The organism is Lentzea roselyniae, assembly GCF_039537795.1.
GTDB lineage: Bacteria > Actinomycetota > Actinomycetes > Mycobacteriales > Pseudonocardiaceae > Lentzea > Lentzea atacamensis.
In genome coordinates this window covers 254,890-279,873 of the sequence record NZ_BAABBE010000008.1, presented here as the reverse complement: position 1 = coordinate 279,873, position 24,984 = coordinate 254,890, and the positions used below count along the sequence as shown (strand labels likewise).

Annotated in this window: 26 protein-coding genes; 19 read left to right on the top strand and 7 right to left on the bottom strand. The window is 69.2% G+C overall.

The annotated features are described in order from the left end of the window. The first annotated feature begins 115 nt into the window (after positions 1 to 115). From ABFX45_RS17170 to ABFX45_RS17160, 3 genes are all read left to right on the top strand, one after another. Entirely contained in the window at positions 116 to 1,726 is a 1,611-nt protein-coding gene (locus ABFX45_RS17170; protein ID WP_346130970.1) for a DAK2 domain-containing protein, read from the top strand. Positions 1,727 to 1,740: 14 nt separating this feature from the next. Next, positions 1,741 to 3,897: an ATP-dependent DNA helicase RecG gene (recG, locus tag ABFX45_RS17165; protein ID WP_346130968.1), complete on the top strand. Its 2,157-nt coding sequence runs from the start codon at positions 1,741 to 1,743 to the stop codon at positions 3,895 to 3,897. Between the two features lie 409 nt (positions 3,898 to 4,306). Then, positions 4,307 to 4,579, top strand: coding sequence for a hypothetical protein (locus ABFX45_RS17160; protein WP_346130966.1), 273 nt, complete (start codon positions 4,307 to 4,309; stop codon positions 4,577 to 4,579). A 1-nt stretch (position 4,580) separates the two neighbouring features. Here ABFX45_RS17160 and ABFX45_RS17155 read toward each other — a convergent pair whose 3' ends face one another. After that, positions 4,581 to 5,864, bottom strand: a complete 1,284-nt coding sequence (locus tag ABFX45_RS17155) for a coiled-coil domain-containing protein (RefSeq protein ID WP_346130964.1) — start codon at positions 5,862 to 5,864, stop codon at positions 4,581 to 4,583. 317 nt (positions 5,865 to 6,181) lie between these two features. On the opposite strand from ABFX45_RS17155, the gene ABFX45_RS17150 reads away from it, so the two are divergent. From ABFX45_RS17150 to coaD, 5 genes are all read left to right on the top strand, one after another. Next, a complete protein-coding gene (locus tag ABFX45_RS17150; protein WP_109634180.1) occupies positions 6,182 to 9,559 on the top strand; it encodes a pyruvate carboxylase in 3,378 nt (1,125 codons plus the stop codon). A 110-nt stretch (positions 9,560 to 9,669) separates the two neighbouring features. After that, complete coding sequence (locus tag ABFX45_RS17145; RefSeq protein ID WP_346130962.1) at positions 9,670 to 10,743, top strand: MBL fold metallo-hydrolase; 1,074 nt, start codon at positions 9,670 to 9,672, stop codon at positions 10,741 to 10,743. 20 nt (positions 10,744 to 10,763) lie between these two features. Beyond that, the gene (locus ABFX45_RS17140; RefSeq protein ID WP_109635219.1) at positions 10,764 to 11,447 is read left to right on the top strand and encodes an SDR family NAD(P)-dependent oxidoreductase; all 684 of its coding nucleotides are present in this window, start codon (positions 10,764 to 10,766) and stop codon (positions 11,445 to 11,447) included. 4 nt (positions 11,448 to 11,451) lie between these two features. Continuing rightward, positions 11,452 to 12,006 (top strand): 16S rRNA (guanine(966)-N(2))-methyltransferase RsmD, encoded by a 555-nt coding sequence (rsmD, locus tag ABFX45_RS17135; protein ID WP_109634175.1) that lies wholly within the window; start codon positions 11,452 to 11,454, stop codon positions 12,004 to 12,006. 53 nt (positions 12,007 to 12,059) lie between these two features. Beyond that, positions 12,060 to 12,542, top strand: coding sequence for a pantetheine-phosphate adenylyltransferase (coaD, locus tag ABFX45_RS17130; protein ID WP_109634172.1), 483 nt, complete (start codon positions 12,060 to 12,062; stop codon positions 12,540 to 12,542). On the opposite strand, the gene ABFX45_RS17125 is transcribed toward coaD, so the two are convergent. Beyond that, entirely contained in the window at positions 12,539 to 12,979 is a 441-nt protein-coding gene (locus tag ABFX45_RS17125; protein ID WP_325049745.1) for a GNAT family N-acetyltransferase, read from the bottom strand. The two genes, coaD and ABFX45_RS17125, sit on opposite strands and share 4 nt — an antisense overlap. A 102-nt stretch (positions 12,980 to 13,081) precedes the next feature. On the opposite strand from ABFX45_RS17125, the gene ABFX45_RS17120 reads away from it, so the two are divergent. The 6 genes from ABFX45_RS17120 to mutM all read left to right on the top strand — a co-directional run bounded on the left by ABFX45_RS17120 (position 13,082) and on the right by mutM (position 16,601). After that, positions 13,082 to 13,798 (top strand): DivIVA domain-containing protein, encoded by a 717-nt coding sequence (locus ABFX45_RS17120; protein ID WP_109634170.1) that lies wholly within the window; start codon positions 13,082 to 13,084, stop codon positions 13,796 to 13,798. A gap of 148 nt (positions 13,799 to 13,946) precedes the next feature. Next, on the top strand, positions 13,947 to 14,528 hold the full coding sequence (locus ABFX45_RS17115) for a YceD family protein (protein WP_109634167.1): 582 nt from the start codon (positions 13,947 to 13,949) through the stop codon (positions 14,526 to 14,528). Positions 14,529 to 14,530: 2 nt separating this feature from the next. After that, complete coding sequence (gene rpmF / locus ABFX45_RS17110; protein ID WP_030467958.1) at positions 14,531 to 14,713, top strand: 50S ribosomal protein L32; 183 nt, start codon at positions 14,531 to 14,533, stop codon at positions 14,711 to 14,713. Between the two features lie 16 nt (positions 14,714 to 14,729). Next, a complete protein-coding gene (gene rnc / locus ABFX45_RS17105; protein ID WP_109634165.1) occupies positions 14,730 to 15,533 on the top strand; it encodes a ribonuclease III in 804 nt (267 codons plus the stop codon). Between the two features lie 8 nt (positions 15,534 to 15,541). Next, a complete protein-coding gene (locus ABFX45_RS17100; protein WP_109634163.1) occupies positions 15,542 to 15,742 on the top strand; it encodes a hypothetical protein in 201 nt (66 codons plus the stop codon). Position 15,743: 1 nt separating this feature from the next. Beyond that, positions 15,744 to 16,601: a bifunctional DNA-formamidopyrimidine glycosylase/DNA-(apurinic or apyrimidinic site) lyase gene (gene mutM / locus ABFX45_RS17095; protein ID WP_346130957.1), complete on the top strand. Its 858-nt coding sequence runs from the start codon at positions 15,744 to 15,746 to the stop codon at positions 16,599 to 16,601. Between the two features lie 57 nt (positions 16,602 to 16,658). On the opposite strand, the gene ABFX45_RS17090 is transcribed toward mutM, so the two are convergent. Continuing rightward, positions 16,659 to 16,931, bottom strand: a complete 273-nt coding sequence (locus tag ABFX45_RS17090; RefSeq protein ID WP_346130955.1) for a hypothetical protein — start codon at positions 16,929 to 16,931, stop codon at positions 16,659 to 16,661. After that, positions 16,928 to 17,530 (bottom strand): hypothetical protein, encoded by a 603-nt coding sequence (locus ABFX45_RS17085; RefSeq protein ID WP_346130953.1) that lies wholly within the window; start codon positions 17,528 to 17,530, stop codon positions 16,928 to 16,930. The genes ABFX45_RS17090 and ABFX45_RS17085 overlap by 4 nt, the downstream gene beginning before the upstream one ends. 171 nt (positions 17,531 to 17,701) lie before the next feature. Between ABFX45_RS17085 and ABFX45_RS17080 the strand changes: the two genes are divergently transcribed. Both ABFX45_RS17080 and ABFX45_RS17075 read left to right on the top strand, forming a co-directional pair. Next, the gene (locus ABFX45_RS17080) at positions 17,702 to 18,028 is read left to right on the top strand and encodes a PadR family transcriptional regulator (RefSeq protein ID WP_089954763.1); all 327 of its coding nucleotides are present in this window, start codon (positions 17,702 to 17,704) and stop codon (positions 18,026 to 18,028) included. Then, positions 18,025 to 19,122, top strand: a complete 1,098-nt coding sequence (locus tag ABFX45_RS17075; RefSeq protein ID WP_109634156.1) for an HAAS signaling domain-containing protein — start codon at positions 18,025 to 18,027, stop codon at positions 19,120 to 19,122. The genes ABFX45_RS17080 and ABFX45_RS17075 overlap by 4 nt, the downstream gene beginning before the upstream one ends. A 35-nt stretch (positions 19,123 to 19,157) precedes the next feature. Here ABFX45_RS17075 and ABFX45_RS17070 read toward each other — a convergent pair whose 3' ends face one another. After that, entirely contained in the window at positions 19,158 to 19,598 is a 441-nt protein-coding gene (locus ABFX45_RS17070) for a MarR family winged helix-turn-helix transcriptional regulator (RefSeq protein WP_109634153.1), read from the bottom strand. Positions 19,599 to 19,901: 303 nt separating this feature from the next. Between ABFX45_RS17070 and ABFX45_RS17065 the strand changes: the two genes are divergently transcribed. Both ABFX45_RS17065 and ABFX45_RS17060 read left to right on the top strand, forming a co-directional pair. Further along, positions 19,902 to 22,418 (top strand): DUF4118 domain-containing protein, encoded by a 2,517-nt coding sequence (locus ABFX45_RS17065; protein ID WP_346131029.1) that lies wholly within the window; start codon positions 19,902 to 19,904, stop codon positions 22,416 to 22,418. Next, complete coding sequence (locus ABFX45_RS17060; protein WP_109634149.1) at positions 22,415 to 23,095, top strand: response regulator; 681 nt, start codon at positions 22,415 to 22,417, stop codon at positions 23,093 to 23,095. Before ABFX45_RS17065 ends, ABFX45_RS17060 begins: the two co-directional genes overlap by 4 nt. A 1-nt stretch (position 23,096) precedes the next feature. Here ABFX45_RS17060 and ABFX45_RS17055 read toward each other — a convergent pair whose 3' ends face one another. Continuing rightward, positions 23,097 to 23,594, bottom strand: coding sequence for a hypothetical protein (locus tag ABFX45_RS17055; protein WP_346130950.1), 498 nt, complete (start codon positions 23,592 to 23,594; stop codon positions 23,097 to 23,099). Positions 23,595 to 23,798: 204 nt separating this feature from the next. Between ABFX45_RS17055 and ABFX45_RS17050 the strand changes: the two genes are divergently transcribed. Continuing rightward, positions 23,799 to 24,140 carry a hypothetical protein gene (locus ABFX45_RS17050; RefSeq protein WP_146231452.1) on the top strand — a complete coding sequence of 114 codons (342 nt, stop codon included), beginning with the start codon at positions 23,799 to 23,801 and terminating at the stop codon, positions 24,138 to 24,140. Between the two features lie 71 nt (positions 24,141 to 24,211). Here the strand turns inward: ABFX45_RS17050 and ABFX45_RS17045 are convergent, their stop codons facing one another. Further along, complete coding sequence (locus ABFX45_RS17045) at positions 24,212 to 24,937, bottom strand: CAP domain-containing protein (protein WP_346130948.1); 726 nt, start codon at positions 24,935 to 24,937, stop codon at positions 24,212 to 24,214. Between the last annotated feature and the right edge of the window lie 47 nt (positions 24,938 to 24,984).

The window sequence follows — 24,984 nt, the reverse complement described above, 5'->3', positions numbered from 1 at the left end:
GTCTCGCGTCCCGGTGGGCGCGCAAGCGTGCACAAGCCTCAACCGGGCACGGCAACCCAATCAGGGTAGCCGGTGGCCTCACCAGCGACCAAACCGGGTGGATACTCTCGCCGCCATGCAGGTCATGGATGCGGTCGCGGTGCGCAGGTGGGCGGACGCGTGCGTGCGGTCGCTGGACGCCAACCGGGAGTCGATCGACCAGATCAACGTCTTTCCCGTGCCGGATGGTGACACAGGCACCAACCTGCTGCACACGATGCAGTCGGCGCTCGACGCGCTGCTGCGCTCGCCCATCGCCACGGTGGGTGACGCGTTGTCCGCGCTGGCCCGTGGCGCGCTGGCCGGGGCCCGCGGCAACTCCGGCGTGATCCTGTCCCAGGTGCTCAGGGGCCTGGCGGAGTCAGTGCAGGAGGTGTCCGTCGTCACGGGATCCGCACTGCGCAAGGCGCTGCACCGGGCTGACGAGCTGGCCACCGCCGCTGTGTCCAATCCGGTTCCCGGCACGGTCCTGACAGTGCTGCACGCCGCCGCGGAGGCCGCTCGCGACTGCCCGTCGGACGACCTCGACGAGGTGGTGATGGCGGCGTCGCGCGCGGGTGCCGTCGCGTTGGCCGACACACCGCGTCAGCTCGCGGTGCTGGCCAAGGCCGGGGTGGTCGACGCCGGCGGACGCGGTCTCGTTGTGTTGTTGGACACACTCGCCGCGGTGATCACCGGTCAGACCGTGGAAACGCCGATGGACGCACCGCTGGTGCCGCGCACGCCAGAGTCGCTGACGACCGAGCGCGAGAGCGGCTCATCGGAGTTCGAGTACGAGGTCATGTACCTGCTCGACGGCACCTCGGAGGAGGCCGTCGCGGAGCTGCGCGCGTCGTTGAGCCTGCTCGGCGACTGCGTGTCGGTCGTGGGCGACGGCGCTTCTCTGTGGACCGTGCACGTGCACTGCAACGACATCGGCGCGGCCGTCGAGGCGGGTGTGCGCGCCGGGCGTCCGCACCGCATCACGGTGGCGCGGTTCGCCGACCAGATCGCGGCGCAGGCTTCACGGTTCGTGCGCGACCGGGCGATCGTGGTGGTGGTGAGCGGCGCCGTGGACCTGTTCCGGGCGGAAGGCGCCACGGTGTTCGATCTGGCCTCTACTTCGGCGACGCCCACGGACCTGTTGTCGGCCATCGTGTCGACGCGCGCGCGTCACGTCGCGGTTCTGCCGGGTGATCCGGACCTCGGCGAGGTTCTCGACGAAGCCGTGGCGTACGCACAGGCCGCAGGGCAGGACGTGGTGGTGGTGCCGACGTTCTCGCCCGTGCAGGCCCTCTCCGCGCTGGCCGTGCACGACGCGTCCCGCCGCGCCGGCGACGACGTTGTCGCCATGGCCGAGGCCGCTGCCGCCACCCGCCGCGGCGAGCTGTCGATCGCCGCCGACGAGGCCATCACGTGGGTGGGCCGCTGCCAGCCGGGCGACGTGCTCGGCATGCTGGACGGCGAGGTCGTGCTGATCGAGCCCGGCCCGGCCACGCCGGAGTCGTTGCTGGATCTCTCCTGCCGCCTGGTCGACCGCATGCTGAACGGCGGCGGCGAACTGGTGACGGTGATCCTGGGCGCCGATGCCCCGGACGGCCTGGCCGACGTGCTGGAGGACCACCTGCGGGTGACCCATCCGGAGGTCGAGGTGACCGCTTATCCGGGCGGCCAGCCCGACGCGGTCATTTTTGTCGGTGTCGAGTAGTTCAATGGGACGCGATGATCTCCTTCGACGACAAGCTGCAGCCGCTGCTCGGCAAGAAGACCGCCGACGCACTGGAGACCGGCCTCGGCCTCACGACGGTCGGTGACCTGCTGCGCCACTACCCGCGCCGCTACGACGAGCGCGGGCAGCTGACCGACATCAGGTCGCTGGAAATCGACGAGCACGTCACGGTGCAGGCCGAGGTCCGCAAGTGCACCAAGCGCCGCATGAAGGCCAGGCACGGCCACATGACCGAGGCGGTGATCACGGACGGCACCTCCGAACTGCACCTGGTGTTCTTCGGCAAGGTGGCCTTCGTGGCCGAGCAGGAGCTCCTGCCCGGCACCAGGGCCCTGTTCGCGGGCAAGGTCGGCCGTTACCGCCAGAACCTGCAGCTGGTGCACCCGGCGTTCGAGATCCTCACCCCCGAGTCGGACGGCTCCGAGTTCCTGCAGGCGTTCCTGCCCGTCTACCCGGCCTCGCAGCACATCAACACCTGGAACATCGCGAACTGCGTGAAGCAGCTGCTGGAGATCTGGGACGGCGTGCCCGAGGACCCGCTGCCGCTCGCGTTCCGCGAGGAGCACGGCCTGATCGGGCTGGAGGAGGCGCTGCGGGCGATCCACCGCCCGGAGAGCTGGGCGCAGATCTCCGTGGCGCAGCAACGCCTGAAGTGGGACGAGGCTCTTGCCGTGCAGCTGGCCCTGGCGCAGCGCCGCAAGGCCTCCACAGCTCGTCCGGCGCCGTCGTGCGCACGTCGTTCCGGCGGCATCCTGGACGCGTTCGACGCGCGCCTGCCGTTCAAGCTGACGGCGGGCCAGGTGGAGGTGGGCGAGCAGATCGCAGCGGACCTCGAAGCCACGGTGCCGATGAACCGCCTCCTGCAAGGAGAAGTCGGTAGCGGCAAGACCATGGTCGCGTTGCGAGCGATGCTGCAGGCCGTCGACGCGGGCCGTCAGTCGGCGATGCTCGCCCCCACGGAAGTCCTTGCGGCACAACACGCCCGCTCGCTGCAGGAGATGCTCGGCGACCTGGCCCAGGCCGGCCAGCTGGGCGGCGCCGACGTCGCCACGCGCGTCACGTTGCTGACCGGCTCGATGAACACGGCGCAGCGCCGCCAGGCCCTGCTGGACATCGTGACCGGCGAGGCGGGCATCGTCGTCGGCACGCACGCGATCATCCAGGACAAGGTGGAGTTCCACTCGCTGGGCCTGGTCGTCGTCGACGAACAACACCGCTTCGGCGTCGAACAACGCGACGCCCTGCGCGCCCGCGGCTCCGTGGAGAACCCGCACGTCCTGGTGATGACCGCGACCCCGATCCCGCGCACGGTGGCCATGACCGTCTACGGCGACCTCGAAGTGTCGGCACTGCGCGAGCTCCCAGGCGGCCGCTCACCCATCAAAACCTCGGTCGTCCCCGCCCGCGAAAAGCCGACGTGGCTGGACCGCGCCTTCGCCCGCGTCCGCGAGGAGGTGGCCGCAGGCCACCAGGCCTACTTCGTCTGCCCGCGCATCGGCGACGAGGAACCCGCGAAGTCCGACGACGAGGACAAGCGCCCGGCCCTCTCCGTGATCGACGTGGCGAACATGCTGGCGCAGGGCCCGTTGCGCGGCCTGCGCGTGGAAATCCTGCACGGCCGCATGCCCCCGGACGAGAAGGACGCCGTGATGCGAGCCTTCGCGGCCAACCAGGTCCAGGTCCTGGTCGCCACCACCGTCATCGAGGTGGGTGTGAACGTCCCGAACGCCACCGTCATGGCCATCATGGACGCCGACCGCTTCGGCGTCTCACAGCTCCACCAGCTGCGCGGCCGAGTGGGCCGAGGCAGCGCCCCCGGCCTCTGCCTGCTGGTGACCGAGATGCCCGAGATGACCGCGACGATGGAGCGCCTCCGCGCCGTCGAGTCCACTCTGGACGGCTTCGAACTGGCCCAGCTGGACCTCGAGCTCCGCCGCGAGGGCGACATCCTCGGCGCCGCGCAGTCGGGCCGCCGCTCAGCCCTGAAGATGCTCTCCCTGCTGCGCGACGAGGACATCATCGCGGAGGCCCGCCTGGCGGCCCAGCACGTCGTGGACGAGGACCCGGACCTGGAGAAGCACCCCGGCCTGGCGGGCATGGTGGCGACGTTGCTGACGGAGGAGAGGGCGGACTTCCTGGAGAAGACCTAGCCGCGCGTGTGTCGCGCCGGCTGGGCACCGGTGAACGTCGCGTTGCCGGACCGCGTTGCCGGACCGCGTTGCCGGACCGCGTTGCCGGACCGCGTTGCCGGACCGCGTTGCCGGACCGCGTTGCCGGACCGCGTTGCCGGATCTCATTGCTGGGCTGGGTTACCCGGCCGCGCTGCCGAACCACGCTGCTGGACCAGATTGCCGGACCGCGCCACCCGATCACCGCGATCCCCACCGCCACACCAGTCCTTTCGCGCTGCGCCGGCAACACCCGCCCCGAGCCGTACCTTCCACCTGCGCGCCCCAAATCCGGCAAGAAGTTCAAGAAGATCAGCGAGTTCACCGACCCGGCCAGCACCATGGTGCTCTGCTGCGGCCATCTCTACGAGCTCCCGCACCAGGTCGGGGCATGCCTGCGAGCACAAAACTGTGGGCCGGCTCGGTCGGCCTGCGGGAGGAGACGGCGAAGGGCCGCATCTGGCGCAGCGACGACGCCGGCGAGACGTGGTGGTACGTGTCCGAGTGCGCGCGGGCCAAGCAGCCCGTCTGCCTGAACTTCCACCCCGCCGATGTCGCGTCGCTCGACGGAAAGTCGCTCATCGGGTTCGCGAGCGACTACACGCCGAACGGCAAGTGCTTCACCAGCTGGGGCACGAGCAGCCTGCCACCGTTCCCCGGCTGACCTATCGGGGCTTCGGCAGCTGCTGGGTCTTCTCGCCGTCGTCCGAGTCGTCCGCGCTGTCGAAGTCGTCCGAGTCGTCCGCGCCGTTGGAGCCCTCGGAGTCCAGCGGCTTCAGCACCGACATCGCCGCCTCGACCGCTGCCTGCGCGGCGTGGAACTGCGTGGCGAGGTTGTCGTGCGCCGAACGCAGTGCCGCTTCCTTCTCGGCCGCGGCGGCAGCGCGCTGGTCGGCCTCGGCCACCGCGGCCGCTGACCTCTCCTCGGCCTCACGGACCAGGGCGGAGGTCTTTGCTTCGGCGTCGCGGACCAGCGTGGTGGCCTTCTCGTCGGCCTCACGCACGACCGTCTCGGCCTTCTGCGTTGCCTCGGCCAGCGTCGACTCGGCCTTGCCGGAGGCCTCGCGCACGACCGTCTCGGCCTTCTCCTCCGCCGCGCTGACCAGGGCGGTTGCCTGCGCGGACGCTTCGGAGGTGATCTTCTCGGCCAACGCCTGCGACTCCGCCTCCAGCTCGGCGATCGCCTTCTCGGCCTCGGCCTGCTTGGCCTTCAGCGCCTCGTCGAGCTTCCGCAGCGCCTCGACCCGCGTGGCCTCGGACTCGGCGGCGATCCGCTCGGCCTCGGCCTTCGCGTCCGCCAGCACCTTCTTGTGCTCGGCGGTCAGCGTCGCCTTGAGGCCGTCGTACTCCTTGTCCAGCTCGTCGTGGTAGGCCTTGTACTTCTGGTCGAGCTCCACGCGGTGGGTGTCCAGGTCGGCCGACTTCTTCTCGAACTCGGCGGCCACGCGCTCGCCTTCCGCGCGCACCTCGGCGACCAGGGCCTCGTGCTCGGCGGTCAGCTTCGCGCGCAACGCCTCGTGCTCGGCCTCCAGCTCGGACCTGCGGGCGGCGAACTGCTGTTCGAACTCGGCCGTGCGCTGCTGGTGGCCGACCTCCAGCTGCTTGCGGCGGGCCTCGGTCTCGGCGAGCAGGCGGTTGTGCTTCTCGCGCTGCTCCGCCGCCCACTTCTCGGCCTCGCCGCGCGTGGCGGCGGCCTTGTCGAGGGCGTCCTTGCGGATGTCCGCGATCTCTTCCTCGGCCAGGCTCATCATCACGCGAACACGCTCGGTGACGTTCGACGCGCTGACGGGGCTGTTGGCGAGGTTCGACAGCTGCATCTTGGTCTTGTCGAGCTCGGCGCGCGTCGCGTTCAGGAGCTTCGTGAGCTCCCCCACCTGGGCGGCGGCCGCGTCACGGGAGCGGTTCGAGTTCTTGAGGTCGAACTCCAAGCGGGTGACTCGTTCGTTCACCTGTCGCTGGTTGTAACCACGAAGGACAACGTCGAAATGCGGTGTGCGGGCAGTAGGCTGCCCGGCTCCATCAGCCCCGGCCATATGGCTCACCCTACCGAGATAGTTACCAAGATCGTCACTCGATCTGGTTAAACCCACTACCGGGCGGAGTCTGACCGGGTGGTGGGTATCAACCTAGCTCCCAAACCGCGAGAATCCTCACGAGCAAGACCGATCAGGATGACACCCATCACGTGAGACAGTCCTCCCAACAGGCAAGAGTCGCACGGTAACGTGCCCGAACTGACCGTCGAGCAACTCCGGGAGGGCTACGGATGTTCCGCAAGGTTCTTGTCGCCAACCGCGGCGAGATCGCGATTCGCGCGTTCCGGGCCGCCTACGAACTGGGCGCGGGAACGGTCGCCGTTTTCCCTCACGAAGACCGCAACTCCCTGCACCGGTTGAAGGCGGACGAGTCGTACGAGATCGGCGAGCCCGGTCATCCGGTTCGCGCGTACCTCTCTGTTGACGAGATCATCAAGGCTGCCCGCAAGGCCGGCGCCGACGCGATCTACCCGGGTTACGGCTTCCTGTCCGAGAACCCCGAGCTCGCGATGGCGTGCCGGGAGGCGGGCCTGACGTTCATCGGCCCCGTCGCCGAGGTGCTGGAGCTCACGGGCAACAAGGCGCGTGCCATCGCCGCCGCCCGCGAGGCCGGGCTGCCGGTGCTGGAGTCGAGCGCGCCGTCGTCGGACATCGGCGAGCTCCTCGAAGCGTCGAAGTCGATGCGCTTCCCCGTGTTCGTGAAGGCCGTCGCCGGTGGCGGTGGCCGCGGCATGCGCAAGGTCGACGACCCGGCCGCGCTGCGTGAGGCGCTCGAAGCGGCGTCGCGCGAGGCGGAGTCGGCGTTCGGCGACCCGACGGTGTTCCTCGAGCAGGCCGTGGTCGAGCCACGCCACATCGAGGTGCAGATCCTCGCCGACGGCCAGGGCAACGTGATCCACCTGTTCGAGCGCGACTGCTCGGTGCAGCGGCGTCACCAGAAGGTCATCGAGATCGCTCCCGCGCCGAACCTCGACCCCGAGCTGCGCGAGCGCATCTGCAACGACGCGGTGAAGTTCGCCCGCCACATCGGCTACCGCAACGCGGGCACCGTCGAGTTCCTGCTCGACCCGCAGGGCCACTACGTCTTCATCGAGATGAACCCGCGCATCCAGGTCGAGCACACGGTCACCGAAGAGGTGACCGACGTCGACCTGGTGCAGTCGCAGATGCGCATCGCGTCCGGTGAGACGCTGGAGGACCTCGGGCTCAGCCAGGACACCGTCCAGCTGCGCGGCGCGGCGCTGCAGTGCCGCATCACCACGGAAGACCCCGCCAACGGCTTCCGCCCGGACACCGGCATGATCAGCGCCTACCGCTCGCCGGGTGGTTCCGGCATCCGCCTCGACGGCGGCACGGCCGGCGCCGGCATGGCCATCGGAGCCCACTTCGACTCGATGCTCGTGAAGCTCACCTGCCGCGGCCGCAACTTCGCCCTCGCCGTGGCCCGTGCGCGCCGGGCGATCGCGGAGTTCCGCATCCGCGGTGTCTCCACGAACATCCCGTTCCTGCAGGCGGTGCTCGACGACCCGGACTTCTACGAGGGCCGCGTCACCACGTCGTTCATCGAGAAGCGCCCGCACCTGCTGACCGCGCGCCACTCGGCCGACCGCGGCACGCGCCTGCTGACCTACCTCGCGGACGTCACGGTCAACCACCCGAACGGCACCCGCCCGACCGCGGTGGACCCGCGGGAGAAGCTGCCGATCATCGACCTCAACGCCGAACCGCCGGCCGGGTCGAAGCAGCGGCTCGTGGAGCTGGGCCCCGAGGGCTTCGCGCGCTGGATGCGCGAGAGCAAGGCCGTCGGTGTCACGGACACGACGTTCCGCGACGCGCACCAGTCGCTGCTCGCCACCCGAGTACGCACCAAGGACCTGCTCGCCGTCGCACCGCACGTCGCGCGCATGACGCCGGAGCTGCTGTCCCTGGAGTGCTGGGGCGGCGCGACCTACGACGTGGCGCTGCGGTTCCTCGCCGAGGACCCGTGGGAGCGCCTGGCCGCACTGCGCGAGGCCGTGCCGAACATCAACCTGCAGATGCTGCTGCGCGGCCGCAACACGGTCGGCTACACGCCGTACCCCGAGGCGGTCACCAAGGCGTTCGTGCAGGAGGCCACGGACACCGGCATCGACATCTTCCGGATCTTCGACGCGCTGAACGACGTCGAGCAGATGCGCCCGGCCATCGAGGCGGTGCGCGAGACCGGCACGGCCGTCGCCGAGGTCGCCCTCTGCTACACGAGCGACCTGTCCAGCCCGGACGAACGTCTGTACACACTGGACTACTACCTCAAGCTGGCCGAGCAGATCGTCGGCGCGGGTGCGCACGTCCTGGCGGTGAAGGACATGGCGGGGCTCCTGCGGGCCCCGGCCGCCGCTCGCCTGATCTCGGCTCTGCGCAAGGAGTTCGACCTCCCGGTCCACCTCCACACGCACGACACGGCCGGTGGCCAGCTGGCGACCTACCTGGCCGCGATCCAGGCCGGTGTGGACGCGATCGACGGCGCGACCGCGTCGATGGCGGGCACGACGTCGCAGCCGCCGCTGTCGTCGATCGTGGCGCTGACCGACCACACCGAGCACGCCACGGGCCTCGACCTGCAGAACGTGTGCGACCTCGAGCCGTACTGGGAGGCCGTGCGCAAGATCTACGCGCCGTTCGAGTCCGGCATCCCCGGCCCGACCGGCCGCGTCTACCACCACGAGATCCCCGGTGGTCAGCTCTCGAACCTGCGCACCCAGGCCGTCGCACTGGGCCTGGGCGAGAAGTTCGAGGAGATCGAGTCCATGTACGCGGCCGCCGACCGCATGCTCGGCCACCTTGTGAAGGTGACGCCGTCGTCCAAGGTCGTCGGCGACCTCGCACTGCACCTCGTGGGCGCGGGCGTGTCCCCGGAGGACTTCGAGGCCGACCCCGGCAAGTTCGACATCCCGGCGTCGGTGATCGGCTTCCTGCACGGCGAGCTGGGCGATCCGCCCGGCGGCTGGCCGGAGCCGTTCCGCACCAAGGCGCTGGCCGGCCGGACGGCACCGAAGCCGATCGAGGAGCTCTCGCCGGAGGACGAGGCGGGACTCGTCGACGACCGCCGCGCGACGCTGAACCGCCTGCTCTTCCCGGGGCCCACGAAGGAGTTCCGCGCCCACCGCGACGCCTACGGCGACACGTCGGTGTTGCGGTCCAAGGACTTCTTCTACGGCCTGCGACCGGGTGAGGAGTACTCCGTCGACCTGGAGCCGGGTGTCCGGCTGCTGATCGGCCTGGAGGCGATCTCCGAGGCCGACGCGCGCGGCCTCCGCACGGTCATGGCGACCCTGAACGGCCAGCTGCGCCCGATCCAGGTCCGCGACCGCTCCGTGGCCGCCGACATCCCGGCCGCGGAGAAGGCCGACCGCGCCAACCCGAACCACGTCGCGGCCCCGTTCGCGGGTGTGGTGACGGCGGCGGTGGCCGAGGGCGACAGCGTGGAGGCCGGCCAGACCGTCGCGACGATCGAGGCCATGAAGATGGAGGCCGCGATCACCGCCCCGAAGGCGGGACGCGTGCAGCGCCTGGCGTTGCGCGGCGCCCAGCAGGTCGAGGGCGGCGACCTCCTGATCGTGCTGGAGTGAGCGTGCGGGGCCCGGCTTCGGCCGGGCCCCGTTTCGTTCTGCGCGCCGTGCGGAACTCCACGACCATTCCCTGCGTTGCACCGGGCACGGGTCAGGGGAAGGGTTGTGACATGAAGAAGGCGTTGGCCGGCCTGCTCGGACTGGCGGGCGTGGCGTGGGCGTTGCGGGACGTGCCGAAGCAGCTGGGCGGCAAGCCGGATCCGGCTCGGATGGCGCGCTCACCGCGCTACCGCGACGGCAAGTTCCACAACGACAAGGTGGTCAGCACGGTCCCGGACCGCGACTCCTTCTCCTTGCGCGACTTCATCTTCGGCGGCGAGGACCGCAAGCCGTCCGCCGTCGTGCCCCTCGTCGGTCCCGCCGCGCCGGTGACCTCTGGCCTGCACATCACCTGGTACGGCCACGCTTCCGCGCTGATCGAGATCGACGGCGCCGCGGTGCTGGTCGATCCCGTGTGGAGCGACCGCGTCTCGCCTTCCGCGCACCTCGGCCCCCGCCGCCTGCATCCGGTTCCGCACCAGTTGTCGGATTTGCCCGCCTTGAGCGCGGTGGTGGTGTCGCACGACCACTACGACCACCTCGACATGGAAACCGTGCAGGCGCTGGTCACGGGTTCGTCCGCGGTGTTCGTGGTGCCGCTGGGCCTCGGCGCGCACCTGCGGCGGTGGGACGTGCCGGAGGAGCGGATCGTCGAGCTGGACTGGGACGAGTCGTTCTCCGTCGACGGCTTCACGCTCACCTGCACCGCGGCACAACACTTCTCGGGCCGCTCCGTGCAGCGAAACGTCACGCTGTGGGCGTCCTGGGTGATCGCTCGTGGGTCTCGCTCGGTGTTCTACAGCGGCGACACGGGGTACTTCCCCGGCTACAAGACGATCGGCGAGGCACACGGCCCGTTCGACGCGGTGCTCATGCAGGTCGGCGCGTACAACGACGCCTGGCCGGACATTCACATGACGCCGGAGGAAGGGGTGCAGGCGTTCGAGGATCTCGGCGGCGGCCTGCTGATCCCGGTGCACTGGGCCACGTTCAACCTCGCGCTGCACTCCTGGACCGAGCCGGTCGACCGCGTGTGGCGGGAAGCCAAGGCGCGCGGCCTGAAGCTCGCCGTGCCGCGGCCGGGGGAGCGGGTCGACGTCGACGCGCCAAATGAGGTTGACGGGTGGTGGCAGGCTCTCTCCTGATGACTTTCGTTGGGGAGAACATGCGCACTGCAGTAGTCACGGGCGGTGGCACCGGCATCGGCCGGGCCATCGCCCTCGCACTTGCCGGACAGGGTCTGGACGTCACGATCACCGGCCGCCGCGCGGAAGTGCTCGCCGAGGTTCCGGACGTCCGCCACGCCGCGTTCGACGCCACCGACCCGGACGCGGTCAGCGAGGCGCTCGGCAGTCTTCCGTCCAAGGTGGACGTTCTGGTCAACAACGCGGGCGGCGTCATCAGCCACGCCGACACCAAGTCGCGGTGGCTCGCCAACTACGAGGCCAACGTCGTCAGCGCGGTGCTCGTCACCGAGGCACTCGCGCCGAGGCTCGCCGACAACGGCCGCGTGATCAACATCGGCTCCATCGCGGGTCGCAGGGGCGGCGGCAGCTACGGCGCCTCGAAGGCCGCGATCGAGGCGTGGACCGCGGACCTCGCGGGCGAGCTCGGCCCGCGCGGAATCACCGCCAACGTCGTCTCGCCGGGACTGATCGTCGACACGGAGTTCTTCGGCGACTCGATGACCGAGGAGCGGTTGAACACGCTCATCGGGCAGACCAAGAACGGCCGCGCGGGCACGCCGCAGGACGTGGCGGCGCTCGTGGCGTTCCTCGCCTCGGAGCACGCGGGCCACATCACCGGGCAGGTGCTGGCGGTGAACGGCGGAGCCCACCTGGGACGATGAGCAGGTGACACGAATCGTTGCCGGGACCGCGGGAGGCCGCAGGCTCAAGGTGCCGCCCAAGGGCACCAGGCCCACGTCCGAGCGGGTGCGTGAGGCCCTCTTCAGCTCGCTGGAGTCGATGATGGACCTCGACGGAGCGAACGTGCTGGACCTGTACGCGGGGTCGGGCGCGCTCGGCTTCGAGGCCCTGTCCCGCGGTGCCGGGCACGCGACCTTCGTGGAGTCGGACCGGCGGGCGGCCGACGTGCTCAAGGCCAACGCCAAGGACCTCGGCTTCGGCAACACCACGATCGCGAACCGCAGCGCCGAGGCGTACGTCACGGCCGAGGGCGAGAAGTTCGACGTCGTGTTCGCCGACCCGCCGTACGCGGTGACGGACGAGGAGCTCACCAAGGTCCTGCACGGGCTCGCCGGTCGGCTCGCCGAGGACGCGGTGCTCATCGTGGAGCGTGGTTCGAAGAGCGCCGAACCAGGGTGGCCGGACGGAGTAGAACCCTTGCGCGCCAAGCGGTACGGCGACACCGCGGTCTACTGGGGGCGGCTACGTGCTGATGGGTGATGAGAACCACGGACACGCCTGGAGGCGTCCGATCGGGTGCTAACGTCCGCCTCATGACGCGTGCCGTGTACCCCGGCTCCTACGACCCGGTAACGAACGGCCACCTGGACATCATCGGGAGAGCCGCGCACCTCTTCGACGAGGTCGTCGTCGCCGTGCTCATCAACAAGAACAAGCGCACCTTGTTCAGCGTTGAAGAGCGCCAGGACATGCTCCGCGAAGTCACCAAGCAGTGGGACAACGTGCGCGTCGACGCCTGGCACGGCCTCCTGGTCGACTACTGCCGCGAGAACGACATCAAGGCCATCGTGAAGGGCCTGCGCGCGGTCAGCGACTACGACTACGAGCTGCAGATGGCGCAGATGAACCACCAGCTCACGGGTGTCGACACGCTGTTCATGCAGGCCAGCCCGCAGTACTCGTTCCTGGCGTCCTCGCTGGTCAAGGAAGTGGCGACGTACGGCGGCGACGTGTCGACGCTGCTGCCCGCGATCGTCGAGCAGCGGCTGCAGCAGCGCCTCGCCGAAACCCGCTAGAGCGACAGCTTCATCCCCACGTGCGACGCGGTGAACCCGAGCCGCTCGTAGAACCGGTGCGCGTCCACGCGTGACGCGTCCGTCGTCAGCTGCACCAGACCACAACCGCGTGCGCGCGCCTCGTCGATCGCCCACCTCACCAGGCGTTCGCCGAGGCCGCTGCCGCGCTGGTCGGAACGCACCCGGACGGCCTCGACGGTCGCGCGGGTCATGCCCAGGCGCGACAGGCCGGACGTGAACGTGAGCTGGAGCGTGCCGACGACCTCACCGCCGGCGTCGGCCACCGCGAGGAACTGGTGCGGGTCGGCGTCGATCACCTCGAAGGCCTTGAGATACGCCGGATCGCCCGGCTTCTCGCGCGTGGCGCCCAGCGGATCGTCCGCGAGCATCGCCACGATCGGGTCGACATCGGCCGCGGTCGCCCGCCTGATCGTGATGGTCACGCCAAATCCTGACACGCCCTGCCGATCTCCCTCTTTCGGGGAGATCCGCAGGGCACACTTGTGAGTGGGAGCAACAGGTGGGTTAGGGAGTGAGACGTGTACCGGGTGTTCGAGGCACTCGACGAGCTCGTCACGATCGTCGAGGAAGCGCGCGGAGTACCGATGACCTCGGGCTGCGTCGTGCCGCGCGGGGATGTGCTCGAACTGCTCGACGACGTGCGTGACGCGATTCCCGCGGAGCTCGACGACGCGCAGGACGTGCTGGACCACCGCGACGAGGTCGTCGGCAAGGCCAAGCACGAGGCCGAGGCCGGTGTGTCGAAGGCGCGAGCGGACGCCGAGCGGATTCTCGCGGAGGCCCAGGCTGAGGCGGAGGCGATGCTGTCCGACGCCCGCGCCCGTGCCGAGCGGATGATCGCCGAGGCGGAGGACCAGGCGGAGCGCACAGTCGCCGCCGGCCGGCAGGAGTACGACGACCTGGTGGGCCGTGCCCACAGCGAGGCCGAGCGGATGATCCAGGCGGGCCGTGCCAACTACGAGCGCGCCACCGAGGACGGCCGGGCCGAGCAGGCCAGGCTCGTCAACGAGCAGGAGGTCGTCCGGGCGGCGCACGCCGAGTCGGCGCGCGTGCTCGACGCGGCGCAGAGCGAGGCCATCCGGCTGCGTTCGGAGTGCGACGCGTACGTGGACAGCAAGCTCGCGGACTTCGAGGACCTCCTCGCGCACACGCTCAGGTCGGTCGGCAAGGGCCGTTCGCACCTGCGCGGGCCTGCCGTCGCAGGGGCTGCCGCACCGTTCGACTACGGTTCCTGACGAACCAGCCGGGGTTCGGCACGACTGAACGTGTGATTCGCGCTACGTCTGACAGGTGCGATCACCTGCCGATTTCACGCGTGAGCCCGTCGTCCCGTACCCTGGACCGGCTGGACGTGGTAGGTCCCCGCCGGCAACCAATCTGATCATGACTGAGCATCGTCACGCGTCCACGCGTCCCACAGCATCAGGACCCTGGGTCATCGACACCAGGGACCTCGGCCGTCGCGCCGGGTCTAGCCGACCCTTCGTCCGGTCGGTTCCCGCAGCAGGCGTAGGGCTGCTCGGGGTGATCGCGGTGCCGGATGGCGGAGAGGTGGAGCTCGACCTCCTGACCGAGTCGGTCGTGGAGGGCGTGCTCGTGTCGGGGACCGCGTATGCCAAGGTCACCGGTGACTGCTCGAGGTGCCTCGAGCCGATCGCCGACGAGGTAGAGGTCCGGATCACGGAGTTGTACGCGTGGCCGGACAGCACCACTGACGAGACCACGGACGAAGACGAGGTCAGCCGGATCGTCAACGATCTGATCGACCTCGAACCTGTGGTGCGGGACGCCATCGTCCTCGCGCTGCCGCAGGCGCCGCTCTGCGAGCCGGACTGCAAGGGGCTTTGCTCCGAGTGTGGCGGCAGGTGGGCGGAGCTCGGGCCCGACCACGGGCATGAGACGATCGACCCTCGTTGGGCCGCGTTGCAAGAGCGGTTCAGCGATGACAACAACGAGGAGAAGTAGTCGTGGCCGTCCCGAAGCGGAAGATGTCGCGCTCGAACACCCGTGCGCGCCGTTCCCAGTGGAAGACGTCTGCCGTGCACCTGGTGGCGTGCTCCAACAAGGCTTGCCGCCAGCCGAAGCCGCAGCACGTCGCCTGCCCGGCCTGTGGTCAGTACGCTGGCCGCCAGGTCGCTCAGCCGGCCTGATCTCCTCGGCAACGTAGTGGGGGGAAAGCCGCCGCGCGCTCCGCAAGCCGACCGCGCGACTTTGTCCGAAGCGCTCGGCGTCCACCTGGACGCCGAGCTGCTCGGGCTTGCACTCACCCACCGGTCCTACGCGTACGAGAACGGCGGTCTGCCGCCGAACGAGCGTCTCGAGTTCCTGGGAGACGCCGTGCTCGGGTTGGTCGTCACCGACCACCTCTACCGCACTCACCCCGATCTTCCCGAGGGCCAGCTCGCGAAGCTCCGCGCCAGCGTGGTGAACATGCACGCACTCGCGGGCGTAGCGCGTGACCTGGGAGAAGGCGGTTTGGGAGCACACCTGCTGCTCGGCCGCGGCGAAGAGCTGACCGGCGGCAGGGACAAGGCGAGCATCCTCGCCGACGGCCTGGAAGCCGTCATCGGTGCGGTGTACCTGCAGTTCGGTATCGATACCGCACGAACGTTCGTTCACCGGCTGTTCGATCCACTCTTGGCCAAAGCTCCGCTTCTCGGTGCTGGACTGGACTGGAAGACAAGCCTGCAGGAGCTCACCGCTCAAGCCAGTCTCGGCGTCCCGGAGTACCGCGTGGACGACCAGGGGCCGGACCACCGCAAGGAGTTCACCGCCACGGTGCTCGTCGGTGGCCAGCCCTACGGCAAGGGTGATGGGCGCACCAAGAAGGAAGCCGAGCAGAAAGCCGCTGAAGCGGCTTATCATGTTCTGTCGGAGCGGGTCAAGGCCGAGCAGGAGTCGGCCGCATCCGCAAACGGACAGAACGGCGCCTCGGTGACGCCAGGGACCCTCCCATCCGAGGAAGACTGAGACACGCAATGTATGCGACCAGGTACCGCACGAACCGCCGCAGCCGCTCCGCTCGCGGCCCGGTCAACACCTCCCGCAACGGAGGCATCCAGGGACTTGTGCTGGTCAGGGACACGAGCCGTGCCGGCGTGTGGGTGCTCAAGCCCACCAAGCCGCAGGCTGCCGTGATCGAGGCACAGCCCGTCGACGAGGGCAAGTCCGAAGCCTGACGTGCCCGAACTCCCAGAGGTCGAGGTGGTCCGCCTCGGCCTTGAAGCCCATGTCGCCGGCCGGATCATCTCTTCGGTGGAAGTACTCCACCCGAGAGCGATCCGCCGGCACGACCTGGGCTCTGCGGACTTCTGCGCGCGCCTGGCAGGCCAGCCAATGGCAGCTGCCAGGCGCCGCGGCAAGTACCTCTGGGTAGAACTGGCCGACAAAGCCGCCATGCTTGCCCACCTGGGCATGAGCGGCCAAATGCTCGTCCAGCCCTCCACGGCCCCGGACGAGAAGCACCTCCGCGTACGGTTCCGCTTCGCCGACAACGGCCCGGAACTGCGCTTCGTCGACCAACGAACCTTCGGCGGCCTGGCCCTAGCCGAACTGGTGGAAGTCGACGGCACCCTCGTTCCCGACTCGGTCGCCCACATCGCCCGCGACCCGATGGACCCGCTGTTCTCCCGCGATGCTGCCGTGCGCGCGTTGCGCCTGCGTCACACGGAGATCAAACGCGCCCTCCTCGACCAGACCCTGGTCTCCGGCATCGGCAACATCTACGCCGACGAGGCCCTGTGGCGTGCTCGGCTGCACGGCACCCGCATGACCGACAAGCTGACCAAGGCGAAGGCCGCCGAGCTGCTCGACCACGCGACCGACGTGATGCGCGAGGCGCTCGGGCAGGGCGGCACGTCCTTCGACGCCCTGTACGTCAACATCAACGGTCAGTCCGGGTACTTCGACCGGTCGCTGAACGCCTACGGGCAGGAGAACCGGCCGTGCAAGCGGTGCGGGGCGGCGATCGTGCGCGAGCCGTTCATGAACCGCTCCTCGTACTCGTGCCCGCGCTGCCAGCCCCGGCCGCGGCTCTGACCTCGGCGCGCGTCCGGCAGGCGTTGCACCTGCGGGCGGACCTGCGGCTGCACCTCGTCAGCGACTCGGTGGCGTGCCCCGGTGCTGCCGGAACGCGGCTTCGACGGTGGGCGGGCCGACCGCATCGGTGATCGCGAACGTGAGTGCGGCCCACCGCCGCACTGTTCGGGTGGTGCGGCAGCACGGCGGGTCGTTCGGGTGTGCAGCCGACCTCCGCATCGTTCGGGCGGTGTGGCCGACCTCCGCATCGTTCGGGTGGTGCGGCAGCACGGCGCGTCGTTCGGTGTGCGGCACACGGCCGGGTCGTTCGTGCGGGGCGGCTGCGGTCACCGGTTCCACGCTCGCCATCGCCAGGCCACGTCGAGTGGCGGACATGTCGGTGATCTGCGGCTGGACGGCTTCAGCCCTTTCATTGCTGCGGTCCTGACCTGCATATTCGCGGCTTTCTCCCGTTGCTCCCTCGCGCGCTTCCTTATTGGCGCGGCGAAGATGACCATGATTTTGTGACACCTACTAGACGGCCGTCCGGCTGAATCCGGACACCGTTCACTCGGTCGGGTGGCGCTGGTCGCCGGAGCGTCGACCTCGTCGAGCAACGTGCCGAAGCCGTGGCCGTCCTGAATGGTGTGGACCTGCAGGTGGGCGAACCCCCTGATCGAACGGGGCAGGTCCGTCGCGGCGGGCGTCGCGGTGGACATCGGAGTGCCGTTCAGCAGCCGGATGATCGTCTTGCCCTCGGCGAAGGCGACCCCGATCTCCTCGCAGACCCCGCCTCTGCCGTCGCGCACGTCCCGCACCAAGCCGTCGCTGAAGCCCCGCACCCAGCCGACGTGCACCACCCCGATCACCACCTCGGACGGGCGGAGGCGGCGCTGCGGCCGGTCCGGATAGCGCCCGCCGAGATGGCCGCCGGTGCCGTCCAGGAACACGCTCGAGCCACCGAACAGTCCGCTGAGCTGCACTTACAGCCCGATGCGGAACGGCGACCAGCGACAGCAGATGAACACACCCCGCACGGCGCGACACCGACCGACAGCGCATTCGACAGTACTGTGCGATGCGTAGTAGTGTTCACGGCGCAACAGCGGGTCGGAGGGGTCATGGACACCAGTCAGCTGCTCAAAGGGGTGCTGGATCTGGCCGTCCTTGCGGTTCTGCGCAAGGACGACGGGTACGGGTACGACGTGGTGCGCAGACTGCGCGCCGGGGGATTGAACGACGTGGGGGACGCGTCGGTGTACGGCACGCTGCGACGGCTCTACAACGCGGGGATGCTGACCTCGTACGTGGTGCCGAGTGAAGAGGGGCCGCACCGCAAGTACTACAGCATCAACGAGACCGGGCGGGCGCGCCTGGCTGAGTCGAGGGAGACGTGGAGGTCGTTCGCCAGCACGCTGGACGGCCTGCTCGAGGAGGTCGCAGCATGAACACGCAAGCGCTCGGTGTCGAGTACTACCTGGCCGGGATGCGTGCGGCCCTCGACGACCTGCCGCCCAACGAGGTCGCCGAGATCATGGAGGACGTCGAGGCGCACGTCGCCGAGCTGTCCACCGAGCTGGGGGAGAACGAGACCCTCGAGCAGCGGCTGGGGTCGCCGGAGCAGTACGCGCAGGAGCTCCGGCAGGCCGCCGGGTACCCGCCGCGGACCGAACGGCTGCCGGTCACCACCAAGAAGCAGTTGGTCACCAGGCCCCGGGTGGCGGCTTGGGGGCTGGCGATCGCCACGGCTGTCACGTTGCTGGCGGGGACGGCGGTGCTGCGGCAGTCGGCGATCCTCCTGCTGCCGGCGGTGCTCCTGGTGCTCAGCCTGGCGCTGGTGCACGATCGCGGGCCGGCTCAGCAGGAGATCATGGACCTGCCGGAGACTCGCAAGATCCAGCAGTGGCTGACGCCGGAGGAAGGCACGCCGGGGGAGCGGGCGCTGACCTACCTCAAGTCGCTGCAGCCCGCGTGGTGGCTGGTGCGGGCCGGCCTGCTCGGGCTCGGGGCCGTGTTGCTCGCCAGCCGCGACATCCTCGGGTTCCTGTTCATCGCCGGGATCGCCGTGCTGTCGGTGTTCGCTGGGCCGCGCGCCAAGGTCGACCGGCGGTGGCTGTGGTTCAGCCTGCCGGCGTCCGCGCTGGCGGTCGGGCTGCTGTTCCAGGTGATCGACGTGACTGCGAACAACCTCGCGTACAGCCCGTCGCGGCAGGTGTATCAGCCGCCGGCCATGCAGAGCTACGAGAACGTCTACGCGTACGACGAGAACGGCAAGTTGCTCACCAACGTGCTGTTGTACGACCAGGACGGCAATCCCATCAACGCGCCCCGGCAGTACTACGGCTGCCACGGAGACGACCCGCAGCCGATGATTCCGGCTAACCGGTATCCGCGGCCGAAGATCGACTACGAAAACGGCACCTGTTACACGGTGGCACCGAGCGTTGTCGCTCCGTCATCGACGGAGAGTACGCCGCCGTCGAGTTCTGGAAGCGCACCTTCGAGCTCGGTGGCACCGACTTCTGTGTCACCCAGCAAGTAATGGCGAGGAGCGGGACCCGTCGGGGGGTCCCGCTCCTACTTGTTTTCCTGCGGTTCCGCCAGGTGGCGCAATACCGGCATGGCCGAACGCAGGAGTTCTCTGTCTTCCGGCGAAAGTTCGGACATTCTTTCACTCAATAGTTCGGCCTCGCCGTGAGCCAGCGACAGGATCGTCTCGCGACCGACTTCGGTCAGCACGACTATCGTCGCTCTGCCGTCGGCGGCGTCGGGCTCGCGACGTACGAGGCCGGTGGACTCGAGGCTGGTCACGACGGTTGTCGCGGTCGGCTGCGAACACAGCGCGCGCACCGCGATCTCGCCGATCCGCATCGGGCCGTGGGCGCTCAGTTCTGACAGCACCAATAACTGGGTGGGTTGCAAACGGCGGGCCGGAGCGGCCTGCCGAAGACTTCGCACCAGCCGGTGCACGGCCACCACGAGTTGAAGTGCCTCGTGGTTGGTGACGGTGGTGGGCATCGTTTCTCCGCGCGCATGTGATTGTCCGAATTCGGACACGAACCCTGGCACTTTCCCTCATTCACGCTCTGCGCGCTATCCGCCAACTGCCGATAACCCATTCGGCCGTTGTGGTGACGCGGGGTGTCACGGCGCGCGTCCAGCACAGTTAAATGTGCTGGTAAACGGCGTAAAAAGCGCAGTGGGGCTCACTCGAACGGGCGCCGTGCTGAAGCATGATTCAACGAGACAGATCTGTGGTCAAAGATGTGGGAAGGAGCACGTGAGTCGCCGGGCGGCGCAGTGCGTACCCCCGAACAGCCCATGCGGGGCCAGGAGCAGACTGGTCCGGTGAGTGCGAAACCCAGGCGTGGGGAGCTCCGCATCTTCTTCGGAGCCGCTCCCGGTGTCGGCAAGACGTTCTCGATGCTCGGTGAGGCCCACAGGCGCCGCGAACGCGGCACAGATGTGGTCATCGGATTTGTGGAGACCCACGGCCGTGCCAAGACCGCTGAACTGGTCGACGGTCTGGAAATCGTGCCGCGCAGGCACTTCACCCACCGTGGTGTCGAACTGACCGAGATGGACGTCGACGCCGTGCTGGCCCGTGTGCCCGAGGTCGCGGTCGTCGACGAACTCGCGCACACGAACGCGCCGGGATCCCGTAATGCAAAAAGGTGGCAGGACGTCGAGGAACTCCTCGAAGCCGGGATTGACGTGCTCTCCACCGTCAACGTGCAGCACCTGGAATCGCTCAACGACGTCGTGCACCGCATAACCGGCGTTCCTCAGCGGGAAACGGTGCCGGACGAGGTCGTGCGCAAAGCCGGCCAGGTGCAGCTCGTCGACCTCACGCCGGAAGCACTGCGCCGCAGGCTGGCCCACGGCGACGTCTACGCGGCCACCAAGATCGACGCCGCCCTCGGAAACTACTTCCGCGTCGGCAACCTCACCGCACTCCGTGAGCTCGCGTTGTTGTGGGTCGCAGACCAGGTCGATGTCGCGTTGCTGCGCTACCGGGCCGAACAGCAGATCACCGACACGTGGGAGACGCGCGAACGTGTCGTCGTCGCCATCACCGGCGGCGATGAGAGCGAGACGCTGATCCGGCGCGCTCGTCGCATCGCCACGCGCGCGGGAGGCGACCTTCTGGTCGTGCACGTCCTTCGCGGTGATGGGCTCGCAGGAGCCGACCCACACGCACTGACGAGGTACCGCAAACTCGCGGAGGACGTCGGCGCCACCTTCCACACCGTCGTCGGCGATGACGTGCCCACGGCACTGCTGGAGTTCTCGCGCGGTGTGAACGCCACGCAGCTCGTGGTCGGCACATCACGCCGTTCACGGTTCGCGCGCGTGTTCTCCGCTGGTATCGGCTCCACCGTGGTGCAGGAGTCCGGCGCGATCGACGTGCACATGGTCACGCACGCGGCCACGACCAGCGGCTGGCGCGCACGGTTCGCGGGCAGTCCGCTCGAGCCGAGCAGGCTCGCGTGGGGCTGGTTCCTCACGATCGCGGGTCCCGCGCTGGTCACGGCGGCCGGCGCGTCGATGCGGGGCAGCCTGAACTTCTCCACGAACGTCATCGCCTACCTGCTGGTCACGCTCGTCGTCGCCATCGTCGGCGGACTCGGCCCGGCGATCACCACCGCGCTGGTCAGCGCGTTGCTGCTGAACTTCTTCTTCACCGAGCCCGTCTACACGTTCACCATCGACGCGCAGCAGAACGTGCTCACCTTCTTCGCGATGATCATCGTCGGTGTCTCCACCGCGTTGGTGGTGGATTACGCCGCCCGCCGTGCGACGCAAGCAGCTCGGGCACGCACCGAGGCCACGCTTCTCGCGTCGTACGCGCGCACTGTGCTCACGAACCCGTATCCGCTCGTGCGGCTCCTTGAGAAGGTGAAGGAGAACTTCGGCCTGATCTCCGTCGCACTGCTGGAGCGCGCCGACGGCGAATGGCAGCGCGTGGCGTGCGTTGGCGCGAACCCGTGCGACGAGCCGGATGAGGCTGACGTCGACATCGCGGTGACCCCGGACGTGCACCTGGCGTTGCGCGGCCGGTCGTTGCCCGCGTCCGACCGCCGTGTGCTGGAGGCGGCCGCAGGCCAAGCGCTGCTGGCGCTACGGCAACAACGCATGGCCGAGCAAGCTGTGGAAGCTCAACGTCAGGCGTCTCGGACCGAGCTGCGCACGGCGCTCCTGAGCGCTGTCGGTCACGACCTCCGCACGCCGCTGACCTCGATCAAGGCCTCCGTGGGCTCGTTGCGCGACCCGGAGCTCCAGCTGTCCGAGTCCGACACCGCCGAGCTGCTGGAGGCCGTCGAGGAGTCCGCGGACCGGCTCACCGGCCTCGTCGACAACCTGCTCGACTCCTCGCGGCTGGCGACCGGAGCCGTGGAGCCGCAGTTCCGCGCCGTCGGCTACTACGAGGCCGTGGCACGGGCGTTGAGCGGCCTGAACGGCGACATCGAGGTGGACGTCCCGGAGTCGCTGCCTCCCGTGCTGGCCGACGTCGGGCTCCTCGAACGGGTCATCGCGAACGTCGTGGGCAACGCGCTGCGCTACGCCGGTGCCGTGGCACTCCGGGCGTCGGCACACGGTTCCGAGGTGGAGCTGCGCGTCGTCGACCACGGCCGCGGCCTGCCCCGCGGCACGGCCGACCAGGTCTTCGCCCCGTTCCAGCGCCTCGGCGACCGCACGCCGGGTGGCGTTGGTCTCGGTCTGAGCGTGGCGAAGGGCTTCACGGAGGCGATGGAAGGCACGATCAGCATGGAGGACACGCCTGGCGGCGGCCTCACCGTGGTGATCTCGCTCCCGGTCGATGAGAGGGCTTCGTGACGAAGGTACTGGTGGTCGACGACGAACCGCAGATCGTGCGCGCGCTGCGGATCAACCTCGCGGCCCGCGGCTACGAGGTGCTCACGGCCCCCGACGGCGCCACGGCCCTGCGCCTGGCCGCCGACGGCAAGCCCGACGTCGTCGTCCTCGACCTGGGCCTGCCGGACATGGACGGCACCGACGTCATCGCGGGCCTGCGCGGCTGGACCACCCTGCCGATCATCGTGCTCTCCGCCCGCACCGGCTCGACCGACAAGGTCGACGCCCTCGACGCCGGCGCCGACGACTACGTGACCAAGCCGTTCGGCATGGACGAGCTCCTGGCCCGCCTGCGTGCCGCGGTCCGCCGCTCGGCCGTCGCGGGGCCCGAGGACGAGCCGATCGTGAAGACCGCGTCGTTCACCGTCGACCTGGCGGCCAAGCGGGTGTTGAAGGACGACGTCGAGGTGCACCTCACGCCCACCGAATGGGGACTGCTGGAGGTGCTGGCGCGCAACGCCGGGAAGCTCGTCGCGCAGAAGCAGCTGTTGCGTGACGTGTGGGGACCTGCGTACGAGAAGGAGACCCACTACCTGCGGGTTTACCTCGCGCAGCTGCGGCGCAAGCTGGAGCCGGAACCCGCGCGGCCCCGGCACCTGCTGACCGAACCCGGGATGGGTTACCGGTTCGAGCTCTGAACTAGGGCTTCGGGTCGGGCACGGCCGAGCTGGAGCTCGCGGACGACGACGGCGGCGCGGTCGTCTGCGACGTCGAGGAAGTGGAAGACGTCGTCGGCTCCGTCCACGACGTGGGCGGGTTGCTCTGCGGCTGCGACGGCTCGCCCGGGTTGGTCGTCACCTGCGGTTGCTGCACCGGAGCGTCCGGCTTGGGCTGCTCGTTCGGGCGCGCGGCCTGCTTGCGGTCCGGCTTGGCCGACGAGGCGGCGGTGCTGGAGGGCACGGTGACGACGACCGTGCTGGTGCTGCCGTCAGGCGCCACGCTGGTGATGGTCTCGACGACGTCCGCGGACCTGCGTTCCGGGTTCGCCTCCTGGCCGCTCGCGGCCAGCATGGACGCGACGGTCGCGAACAGGGTTGCCACGACCACACCGCCCGCAGCCAGCATGACGGCCATGCCCACGCGCTTCTTCTGCGGCGCGGGCTCGGTTGGTGACTGCGGATGATCTTCCTCGAACACACCCATCTCCTCGTGGGAAACCCGGTCGGATGGTCTTGCGTTCGAGTTATCGGCGGAAACGCACCAAAGCCTCAGCTACGCCACACCTTCGTGTAGCTCTGCGTCACTGGGCGGTGACGGGCGTAACCCTAAGCGGGCGGAGTCGTTGTTGTCGGGTCCGGCGGCGGCGTGGTGGTCGTCGTCGTGGCCGGCGGGGGTGTCGTCGTGACCGGATCCTGCTTCGTGGTCGTCGTGGTGACCGGCGGCGGCTCTTCGGTCGTCACGGTGGTCGTGGTGCCGTCGGGGCGCGTGATGGTCGTGACGCGCGTGGGCTTCTTCGTCGTCGTGGTGGTCGACGTCGCGGTCTCCGAGGAGGTCGACGAGGTCAGCTCCACCGAGGACGTGGGCGCGGACGTCGGCACGATGCTCAGCGCGTCGCGCACGGCCTCCTTGCGCGGCGGCTGCGTGGACGGGGTCTGGGAGGCGCTGTCCGAGCCGGCCGCGAGCGAGGCCACGGCTGCGAAGACGGTCGCCAGTACGACGCCGGACGCGGCGAGGATGATCTGAGGTGCACCGCGAAAGCGCGAGCGCGAGTCCGGTTCCGGGCTCTCGTACACGAAGTTTCCCCTGCTCAAGCGTCAGAAGCCGAAGTTCTGGGTCCAGTAGTTCCCGCGGGTGTCGAGGCCGACGCCCATGGTCGCGAATTCACAGTTCAGGATGTTTTCCCGGTGACCCTGGGACTTCATCCAGCCGTCCATCACCGCCGCGGGGGTGGGATAGCCCATCGCGATGTTCTCGCCGCCGGGCTTCGGGTAGCTCGCGTCCTTCATGCGCTGGTCGAAGGTCCTGCCGTCCTGCGACGTGTGCGAGAAGTAGTTCTTGTTCGCCATGTCCGTGCTGTGCGCCTGCGCTGCGGTCGTGATGCGGTCGTCGATGACGAGGGCTTTGCAGCCCTTCACGGCGCGCTGGTCGTTCACGAGCTTGAGGACGGCCTGCTCCGGTGTCTGGCCGGACGGCGGCTGCGGTGGCTGGGCGGGCGGCTTCGGTGCTTCGGGAGGCGTTGTCGTGGTGGTGGGAGCCGCTGACGAAGTAGAAGAGGAAGTGGGAGCCGCCGTCGTCGAAGAAGTGGTGGGAGCGGGAGACGGCGAGGACTCAGCGGGAGCGCCTACACCGGGGTTGCCGGCCGGCATCTGTCTGTTGGGTGCGGCGGCGCTGCCGGTACCGAACTGGTTCGCTGCGTCGGTGCTCTCCTGCTGCGCGGCGGGCGTGAACCCGAGGCCGAGAGGGGAGGTACCGGTGACGGCGAGACCGCCGACGCCGGTTGCGCCGATCAGCAGGCCGAGTAAGAGGCTGCGGGCACTCACGGGTCGGCACCGTACCACTAATGGGTGATAAGCCCCGAGTGCCCCTT

Bases quoted from the DNA above. Each gene is read 5' to 3' on its own strand.
- ABFX45_RS17170 (WP_346130970.1), top strand. From the start codon at position 116: ATGCAGGTCATGGATGCGGTCGCGGTGCGCAGGTGGGCGGACGCGTGC.
- recG (WP_346130968.1), top strand. From the start codon at position 1,741: ATGATCTCCTTCGACGACAAGCTGCAGCCGCTGCTCGGCAAGAAGACC.
- ABFX45_RS17160 (WP_346130966.1), top strand. From the start codon at position 4,307: ATGCCTGCGAGCACAAAACTGTGGGCCGGCTCGGTCGGCCTGCGGGAG.
- ABFX45_RS17150 (WP_109634180.1), top strand. From the start codon at position 6,182: ATGTTCCGCAAGGTTCTTGTCGCCAACCGCGGCGAGATCGCGATTCGC.
- ABFX45_RS17145 (WP_346130962.1), top strand. From the start codon at position 9,670: ATGAAGAAGGCGTTGGCCGGCCTGCTCGGACTGGCGGGCGTGGCGTGG.
- ABFX45_RS17140 (WP_109635219.1), top strand. From the start codon at position 10,764: ATGCGCACTGCAGTAGTCACGGGCGGTGGCACCGGCATCGGCCGGGCC.
- coaD (WP_109634172.1), top strand. From the start codon at position 12,060: ATGACGCGTGCCGTGTACCCCGGCTCCTACGACCCGGTAACGAACGGC.
- ABFX45_RS17115 (WP_109634167.1), top strand. From the start codon at position 13,947: ATGACTGAGCATCGTCACGCGTCCACGCGTCCCACAGCATCAGGACCC.
- ABFX45_RS17100 (WP_109634163.1), top strand. From the start codon at position 15,542: ATGTATGCGACCAGGTACCGCACGAACCGCCGCAGCCGCTCCGCTCGC.
- ABFX45_RS17080 (WP_089954763.1), top strand. From the start codon at position 17,702: ATGGACACCAGTCAGCTGCTCAAAGGGGTGCTGGATCTGGCCGTCCTT.
- ABFX45_RS17075 (WP_109634156.1), top strand. From the start codon at position 18,025: ATGAACACGCAAGCGCTCGGTGTCGAGTACTACCTGGCCGGGATGCGT.
- ABFX45_RS17070 (WP_109634153.1), bottom strand. From the start codon at position 19,598: ATGCCCACCACCGTCACCAACCACGAGGCACTTCAACTCGTGGTGGCC.
- ABFX45_RS17065 (WP_346131029.1), top strand. From the start codon at position 19,902: ATGCGGGGCCAGGAGCAGACTGGTCCGGTGAGTGCGAAACCCAGGCGT.